Source organism: Heminiphilus faecis, from assembly GCF_008728965.1.
GTDB lineage: Bacteria > Bacteroidota > Bacteroidia > Bacteroidales > Muribaculaceae > Muribaculum > Muribaculum faecis.
On sequence record NZ_VSMC01000023.1, the window covers coordinates 19,908 to 34,759 of the forward strand.

General features: G+C 49.7%; 12 protein-coding genes. All 12 read right to left on the minus strand.

Going from position 1 to position 14,852, the window contains the following annotated elements:
• Positions 1-32: 32 nt before the first annotated feature.
• Positions 33-2,198, minus strand: coding sequence for a cation:proton antiporter (locus FW767_RS10035; RefSeq protein WP_121699842.1), 2,166 nt, complete (start codon positions 2,196-2,198; stop codon positions 33-35).
• 180 nt (positions 2,199-2,378) lie between these two features.
• The gene (locus FW767_RS10040; RefSeq protein WP_121699843.1) at positions 2,379-3,392 is read right to left on the minus strand and encodes an aspartate-semialdehyde dehydrogenase; all 1,014 of its coding nucleotides are present in this window, start codon (positions 3,390-3,392) and stop codon (positions 2,379-2,381) included.
• A 59-nt stretch (positions 3,393-3,451) separates the two neighbouring features.
• Positions 3,452-4,234, minus strand: coding sequence for an acetylglutamate kinase (gene argB, locus FW767_RS10045; protein WP_121699844.1), 783 nt, complete (start codon positions 4,232-4,234; stop codon positions 3,452-3,454).
• Positions 4,235-4,236: 2 nt separating this feature from the next.
• A protein-coding gene (gene prfB, locus FW767_RS10050; protein ID WP_121699845.1) for a peptide chain release factor 2 occupies positions 4,237-5,359 on the minus strand; the annotation gives its coding sequence in 2 pieces (ribosomal slippage) (positions 4,237-5,295 and positions 5,297-5,359; 1,122 coding nt in all).
• Between the two features lie 50 nt (positions 5,360-5,409).
• Positions 5,410-7,218 carry an AMP-dependent synthetase/ligase gene (locus tag FW767_RS10055; protein WP_121699846.1) on the minus strand — a complete coding sequence of 603 codons (1,809 nt, stop codon included), beginning with the start codon at positions 7,216-7,218 and terminating at the stop codon, positions 5,410-5,412.
• Between the two features lie 241 nt (positions 7,219-7,459).
• The gene (locus FW767_RS10060) at positions 7,460-7,978 is read right to left on the minus strand and encodes an outer membrane beta-barrel protein (RefSeq protein ID WP_121699847.1); all 519 of its coding nucleotides are present in this window, start codon (positions 7,976-7,978) and stop codon (positions 7,460-7,462) included.
• Between the two features lie 158 nt (positions 7,979-8,136).
• Positions 8,137-8,874: a hypothetical protein gene (locus FW767_RS10065; RefSeq protein WP_121699848.1), complete on the minus strand. Its 738-nt coding sequence runs from the start codon at positions 8,872-8,874 to the stop codon at positions 8,137-8,139.
• A gap of 65 nt (positions 8,875-8,939) precedes the next feature.
• Entirely contained in the window at positions 8,940-10,238 is a 1,299-nt protein-coding gene (locus tag FW767_RS10070; protein WP_121699849.1) for a sensor histidine kinase, read from the minus strand.
• The gene (locus FW767_RS10075; protein WP_121699850.1) at positions 10,228-11,568 is read right to left on the minus strand and encodes a sigma-54-dependent transcriptional regulator; all 1,341 of its coding nucleotides are present in this window, start codon (positions 11,566-11,568) and stop codon (positions 10,228-10,230) included. The genes FW767_RS10070 and FW767_RS10075 overlap by 11 nt, the downstream gene beginning before the upstream one ends.
• Positions 11,569-11,716: 148 nt before the next feature.
• Complete coding sequence (locus FW767_RS10080; RefSeq protein WP_121699851.1) at positions 11,717-13,195, minus strand: TolC family protein; 1,479 nt, start codon at positions 13,193-13,195, stop codon at positions 11,717-11,719.
• Positions 13,196-13,390: 195 nt separating this feature from the next.
• Positions 13,391-13,579 carry a hypothetical protein gene (locus FW767_RS10085; protein ID WP_121699852.1) on the minus strand — a complete coding sequence of 63 codons (189 nt, stop codon included), beginning with the start codon at positions 13,577-13,579 and terminating at the stop codon, positions 13,391-13,393.
• 35 nt (positions 13,580-13,614) lie between these two features.
• Positions 13,615-14,850: an ABC transporter permease gene (locus FW767_RS10090; RefSeq protein ID WP_121699853.1), complete on the minus strand. Its 1,236-nt coding sequence runs from the start codon at positions 14,848-14,850 to the stop codon at positions 13,615-13,617.
• Positions 14,851-14,852 lie beyond the last annotated feature (2 nt).

The following is a 14,852-nucleotide window of genomic DNA, read 5'->3' on the forward strand; positions in this document are numbered from 1 at the left end:
CTTTCGCAGTTCAGTTAATGCAGCGACCTAAACTATAGGTCTATCTTCTTCACCTTATTGCGCTGCGTAAAACGCTTGCGAAGCAGTATCAGACGTCGATAATATCCGGCCACACGGAGCCACAGTTCACTCGGTGTGGCCGTAATGTCACTTGCGAGCGGATCAATCGAAGATGTTGTAGCGGCTCCTGCGCCGAACTGTTCGGGATATATGACAATAAGATTATTCCGCGAAAAGTATTTCTGAAGAAACGCCGGAAGCTGATCCATCGACGAGTCAAACGACACCGACGCGCGACGGGCATTAACCACCACAAACAGATCATCGTCAAGCACCTTGTTGGCCAGCAATACGAAGTCATCCCATTCCTCCACATCACGATATTCGCTCCTTATCTCGAAACCGTCACGTTTGAGCACCGCGCGAATGTACGACTGCACCTCAACCGGACAACAGAATATTATTCTGCACCCGAGCTGCCGGGCAAGATTGCCCAAAGCCGCAACCCATCCGGTAAAACCGGTTTCATACTGCGACTTGGGAGGCACTGACACAACTATGCGTGTAATTGTACTTACCGGGATAAAACAGCGGGTTATCACAAGCATCTTGTGGGTGGAAGCCAGAAGCTGCTCTATTTTTGAACCAAAAAACGAGTCTATTATGGTAGCCTTGCGGTGCATACCCAATATCACTTCCGACACATCGCGTTCTTCTATCGTATTCACAAGACCGGTAACAAAGTTAAGGTCATAACGTTCTATCGGAGTAAGTCGCGTGTCAACACTCGCCGCAGCCTGAACGGCAAGCTCAAGCGAGTTACGCCCGATGGCTCTCGAACCTTCCGAATTGTCATTGCGCACATGCAACGCATACATTTTACCCGAACGGGCAAACGGGTTGCGCATGAGCATGGCCAAGTCCACGAGAGCTCCTGCAGTTATAGGATTGGCTACGGATATGAGCGTATTGCGGCTCCGCGCCACTTTATCGACACTACCCTCCCCCTTACTTTGCATCTGCTGCAACTTCATCTTGGCCGCCGCCTGCTCAGTAACGATGGACGATACCGTACAGGTGACAAGTATCATGACAATAGTACCGTTCAGTACCGACTCGTCAAACATGCCTATATTGAAGCCTATCATCACGGCGGCAAGGGTAGCGGCAGCCTGAGCGTTTGACAGACCGAATATCATCCTCCGGTCAAGGCCCGACATATGGTAAGTCAGTTGCGTCATCCATGCCGCAATCCACTTGCACAAAGTAGCCACTACCGACATTATCACCGCTACATAAAGTACATCCCATCCCTTCACTATAACCTCTACATTTATAAGCATGCCCACTCCTATAAGGAAGTAAGGTATGAATATGGCATTGCCCACAAACTCAATACGGTTCATCAGAGGCGACATATTGGGGATATACCGGTTAAGCACAAGTCCGGCGAAGAATGCACCGAGCACACTTTCAAGCCCTATCATCTTGGCCGAATAACTCGCCAGAAACACCATAGCGAGCACATAGACAAACTGGGTTATATTGTCATTATACTTCTTGAAAAACCACCTTGTCACCCGCGGAAAAGCATATACCACGACTACACAGTACACCACAAGACGCAAAAGCAGCATCAGTACCGTACCGGGATTAAATGCCCCGTCGACATGTATGCCCACACACACGGCAAGCACAATAAGAGCGCCCAGTACCGTCACTATCGTACCCGCTATGGTTATTATCACGGTCGATGACTTAGTAAGACCGAAGCGCGATATGACCGGATAAGCGATAAGCGTATGCGAAGCGTACATCGACGCAAGAAGTATCGACGTAAGCCAGTCAAGATGCAGCATGTAATAAGACGTGACAGTACCGATTATCATCGGCACAAAAAACGTGTAAGCACCAAAGCTCATACCCTTGCCCAGATTCTTCTTCAGGTGATACATGTCTATCTCTATTCCGGCAAGAAACATCAGATATAAAATACCTACCTGTCCGAAAATCTCGAAACTGGCATCACGGGCCAGCAGGTCAATGCCGTAAGGGCCCACAACGACACCGGCCACAATCATACCTATGATGTGGGGTATCTTCAAGCGGTTCAGAAGTACGGGAGCAAGCAGAATTATCACCAGCACTATAAAAAAAATCAGCACGGGATCGGTCACTATGGCTGTGGCATTCTGCATCGTTTCAAGTGTTTTTTAGGAATCCGACACAAATTTACAACTTTTTCATTTAACACCGTACCATACGGTCATAAAAAAAGGAGGCGGCTCTCGCCGACCCCTTTTCACACACATAAAATAAAGGCTTAAAAAGAATAAATCTTATTTGTACAGAGGTTTCTTTATAGGGATATTATTCCTTTAAAACTTTTTGCCGTGGGCTATCATGTACTGGGCTATCTGAACCGCATTGAGGGCGGCACCCTTCTTAATCTGATCGCCGACCACCCAGAATGAAAGACCATTGTCGCACGTTATATCTTTTCTGATACGCCCCACATACACCGGATCTTCATCGGCTACATGCAGGGGCATAGGATATTTTTTATCGGCCGGAGCGTCAAACACAACCACCCCTTCTGCTTTCGACAGTGCCTCACGGGCCTCTTCGACCGATACGGGGCTCTCCGTCTCAAGCCATATCGACTCGGAGTGAGCGCGCATCACAGGCACACGCACACATGTGGCGCTGACATCAAGACCGGGAGCATGCATTATCTTCTTTGTTTCGTTATACATCTTCATCTCCTCCTTGGTATAACCGTTGTCGGTAAATACATCTACCTGAGGGATGACATTATATGCAAGTTGATAGGCAAACTTTTCTATCGTAGGCTTCTCGCCGCGTCCGAGCTGGGCATATTGTTCGACAAGTTCGTCCATGGCGGCGGCACCGGCACCGCTTGCAGCCTGATAAGTGGCCACATGTACGCGCTTTATGGGCGATATGTCATTGATGGGCTTCAGGGCCACTACCATCTGTATGGTAGTGCAATTCGGATTGGCTATGATATTGCGGGGAGTGTTGAATGCATCGTCACCGTTTACTTCCGGTACAACGAGGGGCACGTCATCATCCATGCGGAAAGCGCTGGAGTTGTCTATCATAAGAGCACCGTGCTTGGTGATGGTGTCGGCAAATTCACGCGAAGTGCCAGCTCCGGCCGAGGTAAACGCTATGTCTACGTCTTTGAAGTCGTCATTATGCTTCAATTCCTTGACCTCTACCTCTTTGCCGCGAAAAGTATATTTACACCCCGCGCTTCGGCTTGAGCCGAAGAGCAACAACTCATCAATAGGGAAATTTTGTTGGTCAAGCACACGCAGAAACTCCTGTCCTACGGCACCGCTTGCACCCACGATAGCAACTTTCATAATTTTCCTGATTTTTCGCTACAAAAGTAGCGCATTAATTTCATTTTTCCAAAATAATGCTAAATTTTCGCTACTATGTGCGTACCGGATGTCATATTGCCTATTTCCGATGCCTTGGTTATAATCACTTTTCCGACACCGAGGTCGATGGCATCAAGAGCATTTTCAAGTTTGGGAAGCATACCGCCTCCTACCACTCCGTCTTCTTTCAGCCTGCCATACAATGCCCTGTCAATAAACGGTATCACCGAAGCGTCGTCATTCTCGTCACGCAATACGCCGGGTTTTTCAAAGCAGTACACCAACTCCACATCAAAATAAGGAGCAAGACCTTTGGCTGTCTCTCCCGCCATAGTATCGGCATTGGTATTGAGCAGATGGCCTTGCTTATCATGTGTAAGCGGAGCTATCACAGGCACAATGCCGGCGCGCAGCAAAGAGGCGAGAGCCTCGCCGTTCACACTCTCCACATCGCCTACCCAGCCGTAATCGACCTCTTTAACCGCACGCTTGCGGCTGCGCAGTATATTCATGTCGGCGCCGGTCATTCCGAGCGCATCGACATCAAGAGCCTGAAGTCCGGCCACGATATTCTTGTTTACCAGACCTCCGTATACCATAGTTACAATACGGAGCATCTCGTCATCGGTCACCCTGCGGCCGTCGATCATCTTGGTCTCCACACCCATATCGGCTGCGAGCTTCGTTGCCGACCTGCCGCCGCCATGTACCAGCAGCTTGAATCCACCGATACCGGCAAAGTCGGCGAGCAAGGCTTTCAAGGATGCTTCCTCCTCTACTATTTTGCCGCCGACCTTTATTATTGTCAGTTTATCTTTCATTGTCAGTTATTGTCGTTCTCTCCGGCAAACTCCATCAGATATGCCTTGATAAACCCGTCAAGATCACCGTCCATGACTCCGTTGACATCACTTGTCTGCCAGTTGGTGCGATGGTCCTTCACGCGCCTGTCGTCAAAGACATAACTTCTTATCTGCGAGCCCCACTCGATTTTCATCTTGCCGTCCTCAATTTTGCGCTGCTCGGCAAGCCGGTGCTGGAGTTCCTTGTCATAAAGTATCGAGCGCAACTGCCTCATCGCATTTTCCTTGTTCTTAGGCTGGTCGCGGGTCTCGGTATTCTCGATAAGTATCTCCTCTTTCTCACCGGTATACGGGTCGGTAAACTGATAGCGTAGTCGTACCCCCGACTCCACCTTGTTGACGTTCTGACCGCCTGCACCGCCGCTTCGGAACGTATCCCACGACAACAGCGCCGGGTCCACTTTAACCTCGATAGTATCATCGACAAGCGGCGTCACAAATACTGACGCAAACGACGTCATGCGCTTTCCCTGCGCATTGTACGGCGACACACGCACAAGACGGTGTACTCCGTTCTCGCTCTTCAGATAACCGTAGGCAAAGGCACCGTCCACCTCGATGGTCACAGACTTTATGCCGGCTTCATCGCCTTCGAGTATATTGGCTATGGATGTCTTGTAGCCCTTGGCCTCACACCAGCGAAGATACATGCGCATCAGCATCGACGCCCAATCCTGACTCTCCGTGCCACCGGCACCGGAATTTATTTTAAGCACCGCACCAAGCGAGTCCTCTTCACGGCGCAGCATATTGCGCAGTTCAAGAGCCTCGAGTTTAGTCATGATGTCGCTGTACATGGCGTCAAGCTCACTCTCCTCCACAAGACCCTCTTTGAGAAAATCCCATGCAAGCTGAAGCTCGCCCACCGCTTTGTCAAGCTCATCGTAACCGTCAATCCACTGATGCAGTTCCTTTACTTTCTTCATCTGGGCCTGCGCCTCCTTCTGATGTTCCCAGAAATCCGGTACATGAGTGCGCAGTTCCTCCTCTTCTACCTCGACACGCTTACTGTCGATGTCAAAGATACCTCCCCAGCGCATCCTTGCGCTCTATCGTCTCTTTTAGCTGCTCAAACGTAATCATAGCAATATGGTTAAAATTTTATAGTATTTGAATTAATAGTCTGTCATCAATCACTGTGCGTACATAGCCTCTATCTCGCGGGCATACCGGTTGTTGATGACCGGACGGCGTATCTTAAGCGTATTGGTCAACTCGCCCGACTCCATCGTGAACTCCTTGGGAAGAAGCACAAATTTCTTCACCTTCTCATAGTTGGCGAATCCATTCTGCAACTTGTCGATACGCTCCTGTATAAGACGACGTATCTCACTGTTGTTCACAAGATCGACAAGCGACTTATATTGAATATGCTTTTTCCGGGCATACTCTTTCAACGCCTCAAAAGCAGGTATTATTATAGCTGTCACATACTTGCGCTGATCGCCGATCACAGCCACCTGCTCGATGTATTCGTCCTCTCCGAGACGGCTCTCTATAGCCTGCGGAGCTATGTATTTGCCATTGGAGGTCTTGAACAGGTCTTTCAGTCGCTCGGTAAGCACAAGCGCTCCGGTATCATCTATTTTTCCGGCATCGCCTGTACGGAACCATCCGTCCTCGGTAAACGCAGCGGCGGTCTCCTCGGGCTTGTTGAAATAGCCGGCCATAACTGTCGGACCCTTCACAAGCACTTCATTCTCATTTCCGAGTTTGATCTGTATACGGGGCATGACAGTACCTACCGTGCCTATCTCATAACCAAGAGAAGGATAACAAGTCACCGTAGCGGTAGTTTCCGACAGTCCGTATCCGACCACGATATTGATACCGCACGTATGCAGAAACTCCACTATCGTATCAGACAGAGGCGCTCCGGCCGTGGGAAATATATTTCCGTTCTCTATGCCTATGACCTTGCGCATAGGCAGAAACACATGTCTGTCATAAAAGCGATATTGCATCTCAAGTATGCGAGGTGCCTGACGGCCCATACGCACATAATCAAGATTGCGCCGCCGCCCCACTGCAATAGCACGCTTAACCATAAACTTCTGCACGGCATTCATGCGCGAGATTTTGGACTGCACGGCAGAATAGACTTTCTCCCAGAAGCGAGGCACACTGCACATGCATGTAGGACGCACCTGACGTATCGAAGTCTGTATGTCATGAGGGTCAAGATTTATGTACACCTTCATACCGCTATAAAGGCAGAAATAAGTCCATGCTTTCTCGAAGATGTGGCTCATCGGCAGGAAGCTTATGGACGTATCGCGGTCACTAAGCATGACAAGGCGCTCCCTGTGCACATCCATAGCAGCGTCAAAGCACGAATGGAGCAGCATGGCTCCTTTCGGCTCGCCGGTAGTACCCGATGTATAAAGAAGAGTGGCAAGGTCAGCCGGACGGGCCGCCTTACGGCGTTTTTTCACTTCTTCGCGACAGTTCTCGCCGGCAGCACGTCCCAGCTTAAGAAACGACGAAAAAGTCATCGTTGTAGTGTCATCGGCATCAAGAATTATATCTTCATATACTATGACCTGCATCAGACCTCTGCACGAAACTGCGGCCTCACGGGCTATAAGGTATTGCTGACGGTCCCCGACAAAAAGCAGTTTTACCCGGGCATCGTTCACTATATATTCAACCTGTTCGCGACTGCTCGTGGCATATATGGATACAGGCACGGCGCGATTGGCAAATGCACCGAAATCTGTCATAAGTATTTCAGGACGATTTCCGGAGAAAACACCCACGGTATCGCCCGGCTCCACGCCCATTATCTCAAGGGCGCATGCGGCAGCCTCCACCTGACCGGCAAAATCGGACCATGTGGTATCGACCCATGCTCCTTGCGGGGTAGCCTTGAAACTGAAGGCTATTCGATCCCCGTATTTTAATGATTGCGTACCGACCAGATTTGTCAATATATTTGGCATAAATCAGTATTTTACTTGACAAAGTTAAAGCCTTAGCCTTACTAAACAACACTATAGGCGCTCTTTTCTGCCGAAGCGTTAACATTCATTTACAATCTCTTCAGGAATACATATGACAATTAATATATATTAAGAAAGCAAACAGGCGCGACGAACCAATGTCATCACGCCTGAAAACCATACTATATAAAATAAAAAAATAAGTCGGCAGCTGTTGCAAAACACCCTGCAACTACCTTTTTCAGAGATGTATCTTGAAGCCTACCTGTATAAGACCCTGCGCACCGAAACCGGCCTCGCCAAATATAGACACAGTATTGCTCAGACCCACCTGTGCGCCTACCGGAGTCAGCTGAAACGCGAAGTAGCCTTTGTTTTCCGATTCGTCATCATAGGTCTCGTGGGTGATAATTGAGCCGATACCTACTTTACCGTACACGGTTACAATCGAGTTGCGATAATAATTGTAACGGCCGTTGAGCATAATGGCGTGATAATAAAACTTATTATCGGAGTGATGCTTACGCGAAGTACTGGAGAAAGTATAGGAGGGACCTATCCAGAAATTGGGTGCGATATTGAAATTGGCTCCCAAGTTCAAGGCTCCCCATGCGGTGTTGACGTCACCGCCGCCGTCATGACAGTCCATGGCATCCATCTGAGTATAACCGCCGTAACTTGCAGTCAATTCGGCGCGCTGGGCGCTGGCAGTTGTGAAAAAGGCGACAACGGCCGCGATAATAAGTAAATACCTCTTCATAATAATCGTTTTTAGTTAGATTAACGTGAAATTAAATTACAATTAATTAAACAACATTAAACGACGAAAGTTGAACAGCTATTTATTTTTTATCACAAAATCCTAAAACAGGGGCTAATAACAACACTGTTTTATATCGGCCCAACCCGAAAGGCCACTTAGGGAGCAAGCGCTTTCGCCACAACAGGAAATGACTCCGACTCAAGCGCCCGCCGCAGCCTTGAAGCCATGACCCGGAAAGTCCGATAAGTTATGGCCGCCGATACAGGCGCACCAATGAAAGGCACTACTTTTGACACTCCGCGCCCTAAGGCATCCTTTGACAACTTCACCCCTGTAGTCTTGATAACGTACTCCAACGCCCGGTCCACGGCAACCTGTACCGCGGCATTCTGAGGCAGTCTTATCGCAGCCTGCTTGACAGCGGCTTCGGCTATCTCTCCGGCAAGAGCCGAAACTATTCCCGCACCCATCATCTCACCGAGAAAAAGGGTCACTATACGTCGCGACTCGTCGTCCATGCTCCCCGACCGGCCTGTAAGCTGGGGCCAACCGTAAAGATACAGCATCTTCTGAAGCAGGACTATGGCATGAGAATAAAACTGAAGTATGTCGGCGGGAATAGTGCCCAGCAACAGCCATCCCCCACCAAGACCGGCCCCGGCCGAAGCAAGGCATGCCAGCCTCATATGATAATCGACACTCTTCCTTACAAACCGGTCGAAGTCGCGTTTGTCCAACACATGCCGGGGCGATATCACCTCGGCCGCATCCCGGTCAATGCCGGGCATGCAGTGCGACATCTGCTCCCTGATAAAATCAGCCCTGTCCACCCGTAGGATGTCTGAAGACAGAGCGGTGACTATAATCTTATTCCATATCGTTTTATCGGCCATATCGTTTATTTATATTTTGTAGTTATAACAAATATCGGGCCGATATGTCAGCATACACGTTTCAATCAGCGGGGAAATATCACAGAAAACCGTGTAAGACCGTCATCGCCGGTACGCAACGAGAATGTACACTTATGCTTGTTAAGAACATCGCTGATAAACAACAGTCCTATGCCTTGCCCGTCGGGTTTTGTCGAGAAGAACGGGCTGAACAGCTTATTCTCCACCTCATCGCTTATACCCGGACCGTTGTCAATCACGGCAAGAGTGGGCGGTGAAGCCGAGGTGACTATTGTCACGTCGCCTCCGCTCACAAGACTCTCCGTAGAATTCTTTACCATGTTTATAAGCGCCTGCTCCATCAGCACACGGTCCAACATTACAGGCACCTCTTCCTCACACAACTCCATATGCAACTTCACGTCACGAAGCCCGCACATGCTTTCGAGCAATACTTTGGCCGCACCCACACACTCATTCAGGTCACAGACACACAGCACCGCATCGGGTATCTTAACAACAGCGGCAAACGACGTTATAAATCTACTCATCGACATACAACGCTGCTCGCACACCTTTATGAGTTCCAGCAGATCATCGTCGCCGATATCCTCGACCGCCGCCGACACACTGTCAAGCATGGAATTTACCCCCGCCATAGAGTTGTTGACCTCATGAGCTATCATTCTTATGACTTTTTCGTAAGCCTTGCGCTCGGCTTTCATCACTTCGGTGGTAAGCTTCTCTATCATTACGAACTGATGGGCATAACCCTTGTCCATAAACGACAGTCGCGAGCACCTGTATATCATTGAGTCGCTGAGGCGCATAGTCTCCACTCCCCCATATGGCATACGCGCCACAACGCGCCCTAAGGCCGAACCGCTATCCTCTACAGGACGGCCTACCAAAGCGTCCACGGAGCTGCAGCCGAGAAATTTGGCCGCCGCACCATTGCACATGCTCACGCAGCCTTTACTGTCAAAAATCACTATACCCATAGGCGAAGCGGCTATCAGAAGATCCATGAAGTGGTTCTGCTCCCTGACATGAAGACGCTCCTCCTTTAACTGGGCCATTATGCGGTTAAACATATCCACTATACGGTCGGCCTCGTGCTGCCCAACCGGCGAAAGCCGGCTGCTGAAGTCCTGCTCACGCAGCAGGTCTATACCGTTAGCTATAGTGTCAAACGATTTTATAATTTTACCATAAAAGAAAAACAGGAGCAACATACTCAAGAAAACGACTCCTTCGGTAATATAGAACGCAAGATTGCCACTCCCGGCCAGAATCCACATAAGCGCTATGTTGGCACCGAAGAACACGACTGAAAGAGCGATGAATATACGCCTAAACTTCATAATCTATGCCGAACTTGTCCATGCGCCTGTACAGAGTCTGACGCGATATACCCAAAGCCGCCGCCGTCCGCGACATATTGTAATTATGCTTTACAAGCATGTTCATTATCGTCCGGCGCTCCACATCCTCAAGTTTTTCCGATGACTGCAGCTGCACCGCAGGGTCGTGAGGCAACTGAAGGTACAGCTCCTCGAAGTGGCGCCGGTCATACACGTCGGTACCGCCCACGATAAGAGTTCGCTCCACAATATTTTTAAGTTCCCTTATGTTGCCCGGATAAGGCAGCGATGCGAGATACGCCATGGCACCTGACGTTATCTCTACTTTAGGGAGCCTGCACGACCGGCAATACTCGTCGGCGAAGTGCCGTACAAGCAGCGGTATGTCTTCAGGCCGTTCCCTGAGAGCCGGAAGCACGGCCGTAATAAGATTTATACGATAAAACAGATCCTCACGGAAAGTACGGTCGGCAACCATCTTGTTCAGGTCGGCATTGGTGGCGCACACCACCCGTATGTCGACCTTCCGCGGACGACTGTCGCCGAGCACCTCGAATGTGTGTTCCTGAAGCACTCTCAGCAATTTCACCTGACTACCGAGATCCAGATCGCCTATCTCGTCAAGAAATATCGTGCCTCCGTCGGCAAGAGCGAAACGCCCGGTCCTGTCAGCCACAGCTCCGGTAAATGCGCCCTTTTTATGTCCGAACATCTCGCTTTCGAAAAGCGACTGCGATATGCCGCCGAGATTGACCTTTACAAACGGTTTGCCGGCACGCAGACTGTTGCGGTGTATGGCCTCGGCTATCAGCTCCTTACCCGTACCGTTCTCACCCATAATAAGCACAGATGCGTCGGTCCGGGCCACGCGCCGTATGGTGTCAAGCACCTTGTTCAAGGAAGGGCTGTCACCGATTATACCCGACCGGTCAAACTCTTTGGTCACGACTCCGTCATTATGCCCTGCAATGTCAAGGGCCGCTTTGACATGCTCAAGCACATTGCGGTTGTCCCACGGCTTGGTTATAAAATCGAAAGCCCCTGCATGTATGCCCTCAACCGCAAGAGGTATGCTGCCCCACGCCGTCATAAGTATGACCGGCATGTCGGGACGGAAAATCTTCATCTGTTTAAGTAGCGTAAGCCCTTCATCGCCCGAAGTGGCCCGCGAAAAGTTCATGTCAAGCAACACAAGCTGCGGAGCTGTCGACCTGACCACATCCATGGCCTCGACCGGACCGGCTACGGACACAACCTCATATCCTGCCCGCTGCAGAAGCATCTTAAGCGACAGCCTTATGGCATTATCATCATCAACTACCAATATCATGACTACAAATGTACTATTTTTAAGGAACAATCTAAAAGTTAGGGTGTTAAATTTTCATTGAATACGGGCGCCGTAGAAACACGGCGCCCGTAAGACCCTGATGAACTTCAACAATACGACCGGGACTGCTGATTATTTTTTTGTAACACTACTGCCTGATCACAGCCTCGATATCGGCGTCAATGCTTTTTCCCGCACCGAAATCCCATAATGTAAGGCTGCGCAACTGGTAGTAATAATGCCAATACGTATAGAGCTGATTGATATAAGCCTGACGTGAAGCGTCTTTTTTTGCCTGTGAGTCATTAAGGTCAAGTGTAGATATTTTGCCTATCAGAAATGTCTCGACATTGGTGTCGTAGCGCTTCTGCGCTATGTTATCGGCGGTGATGGCTATATCGAGCTGTCGCTGCTGGTTGTTGAAGCGCTCCACAAGAATGAATATGTCCTGATTGAAGTTCATGGTCTCCTGACGCAGACGGCTCTCGACAACGTCACGGTTACTTTCGGCCACTTTCACTTTGCCTCGGCGTTTTCCCCAGTCGAGCAGCGGTATACGGAAGCCGATCTCCACCACCTGATTGTCTTTCAAATTGTCATAAGCCGGACCGAACTTGTCGGCAGTGCCTGTATAACCGATCTGCGCAAAAAGAGTTATCTCGCGCATGTTGCCTTTGGCTTTGGCCACTTCGTAATCGGCTTCGAGCTGACGTCGCCTTATATTCTTTGCAAAAGAATTGTTGGCCAACGCCTTGTCAAGAACATCGTCATAGCCCACCACAGCCTTAGGTATATCAGAAGGTATCACAGGTTCAAGGTCGACATTCTCCTCAAGCGACAGAAACGAACGCAATTTAAACATGTCGCTCTTGAACTGACTCTCGCAGTTGGTGAGCGACGACACAGCGTTAAGTTTATTCAACTCAAGCTGCAGCAAGTCATTCTCGCTTATCTGGCCCATTGAACGTTTTGCCTTTGCCACCTCATAGAGTTTATTGGCATTGGTCAGATTCTGACGTGCTATCAACAAGTTTTCCTTTGACATCAGTAGATTGAAAAAGTAGTTGATGGTCGACATGGCCACCTGCTCCGTGGCACTCATGAACCGTGCTTTGGCCTCCTCATAGCGTACCGGCTCGATGCGCCGGTTCCACTTTATATGATTTACGCCGAATATGGGCTGACTCAGAGTCAGAGCCACCGGCACCGACATGAAGCGATTGTATTTATTTCCTTCAAGCTGCTTGAGAAAGTCTATCGAAGTGTTGAGCGACAGCGTACCTCCGGTCAGCCATATGTTCTGGTCGACCGACACCGTACCGCTCATCTGCATATAGTTGTTACGGACAAAAGTGTACGAACCGTCTTCAAGCTGATACGAGTTGTAACTCTTGCGATAGCTCGGCGCGGTAGCCTGAAAGTTTATCTCCGGAAGCAGGTCGGCACGGAAAGTGCGATACTCCCAATAAGCGGTCTTAAGTTCGTTAAGTGCCACCGCCGCATCAACGCTCTGCGCACGGGCTATGGCTATGGCTTCGTCAAGAGTTATCGAGCGCTTCAGGTCCTCCGCTCCCGACACAAGCGGAAGCATAAGCACCGCTATGGTAAAAAGTCTGTTAAGTATCATATCTGTCATATCTTTATTTTCGGATTATATATAAGTCTGTCACTCATCATGCAGCGCCACTGCCGGTGACACCCTCATTGACGAGCGGGCGGCAGGCCATATCGCGATTACGAAAAGAACCACGGTAAACAAAAAAACGCTATCACACCATAAAGAGTGCACACATAGCTCACCGTACCGTGAGTGAGGTCGTAGTCATCCTTCATGTCGGAAAGCGCCCTCGCGCCGGGCTATCTCGCACCCCACCATATCGGCGGCATAGGCTTTCGACAATCGCCGTACGGCCGCCATGACAAATGTCATGGTAACCGCCGTGCCGACAATCACAATCACTGCGTGAAGGCGATTGTCGGACACAAGGCGATACAACTGCTTAAAAAGCATACCATAAACCAATATTTCAAAATTAAAATCGCTTGCTATTCGTCATGTAGCGCTACAGCAGGAGGCATCTTCATGGCACGGAATGCGGGAATGGCGATACCGAGCGATATCATGAGAGCCATAATCACATAGGTCACCGCAGTGCATATCACAAACCGCATGACCGTGAAATATCCGTCGAACCAAGAGGTCATCTCCAGCTTAGCTATATTGAAATCGGCCACCAAAGCCAGCGGCGTTATCACAGTCAGCAGCAACAGCCCCTCCCCGATAAGCCGGCGGAACACGTCACCGCGTGTGGCGCCGCTTACCTTACGTATGGCAATCTCGCTCACCCTCTGCTGCGCACGGAACCAGAATGTACCGAACAGACCGAGGAATATGTTGAGCAGCAGGAAGCCCATGCCCACACAGTTATTACGCATTTCATTGGTGATATAGACCTGATAGTTGCGCCGTATGTCATCAAACGACCTGACATTTGTCACATAAAGGTTGCCCACACGGTACTGCCGGTCGGCATCGGCCATGAAGTTCTCTATGAAATCGCGGTCCTTGTCATCGTAGACTCTCACACACCATTCGTTTCCGTTGAGAGGATTTTCTATCGAGCCTACCATGCTAAAATCGTGTCCCCAGCCTCCGAAGTCGTTATACTTGACCTCGTTAATGGCCGCGCCTATACGGTAGGTCATCGTAGTGTCACGATTCAGGTAGAGACCCTCACCCACTATGTCGGTCACGCGTATGTCGTCGTACATGAACACATTGTCAGAGAGCAGCACTTCGCCGCGACGGAGTATTTCGGCAAGCTGTTCGGAGGTTTCGCCGCGTGTGCCTTCGTAACGAAACACATTGACAAAATCAGGTGTGACGTTGCGGTATACGCAGTAGCCCTTGCACATTATAGTGTCGTAACTGAACCATCTGCCGCTGTTGCTGCCGTTATAGGGATATGAGTTGGTGCTCACGGCCACATACTCTACTTCGGGACGGCGTTTTATGCGGTCGAAAAGCTCCTGACGGTCCGCCATGCGCTCTTCCATCGTCTGATTTGGAATATAGTCGGCACTGTTTTCTGAAAGAGACTTTACTCCTATCCTGTAACAGTGCTCGATATTAAAACCGCGCGGACAAGTGTACGAGTTTATCTTTACATAAAAATAGTCTACTACGTACCACAGCACAACGCTCACCACAAGTAGTTCCAAGGCAAGCCACAGATTGCTGCGCCATTCGTTTTTTATCTGTTTAAGCAATTTTCGTTCCATAG

What these genes read in the sequence shown, in the direction of transcription:
- FW767_RS10035 (WP_121699842.1), bottom strand. Translation starts at nt 2,198, where the DNA reads ATGCAGAATGCCACAGCCATAGTGACCGATCCCGTGCTGATTTTTTTT.
- FW767_RS10040 (WP_121699843.1), bottom strand. Translation starts at nt 3,392, where the DNA reads ATGAAAGTTGCTATCGTGGGTGCAAGCGGTGCCGTAGGACAGGAGTTT.
- argB (WP_121699844.1), bottom strand. Translation starts at nt 4,234, where the DNA reads ATGAAAGATAAACTGACAATAATAAAGGTCGGCGGCAAAATAGTAGAG.
- FW767_RS10055 (WP_121699846.1), bottom strand. Translation starts at nt 7,218, where the DNA reads ATGCCAAATATATTGACAAATCTGGTCGGTACGCAATCATTAAAATAC.
- FW767_RS10060 (WP_121699847.1), bottom strand. Translation starts at nt 7,978, where the DNA reads ATGAAGAGGTATTTACTTATTATCGCGGCCGTTGTCGCCTTTTTCACA.
- FW767_RS10065 (WP_121699848.1), bottom strand. Translation starts at nt 8,874, where the DNA reads ATGGCCGATAAAACGATATGGAATAAGATTATAGTCACCGCTCTGTCT.
- FW767_RS10070 (WP_121699849.1), bottom strand. Translation starts at nt 10,238, where the DNA reads ATGAAGTTTAGGCGTATATTCATCGCTCTTTCAGTCGTGTTCTTCGGT.
- FW767_RS10075 (WP_121699850.1), bottom strand. Translation starts at nt 11,568, where the DNA reads ATGATATTGGTAGTTGATGATGATAATGCCATAAGGCTGTCGCTTAAG.
- FW767_RS10080 (WP_121699851.1), bottom strand. Translation starts at nt 13,195, where the DNA reads ATGATACTTAACAGACTTTTTACCATAGCGGTGCTTATGCTTCCGCTT.
- FW767_RS10085 (WP_121699852.1), bottom strand. Translation starts at nt 13,579, where the DNA reads ATGCTTTTTAAGCAGTTGTATCGCCTTGTGTCCGACAATCGCCTTCAC.
- FW767_RS10090 (WP_121699853.1), bottom strand. Translation starts at nt 14,850, where the DNA reads ATGGAACGAAAATTGCTTAAACAGATAAAAAACGAATGGCGCAGCAAT.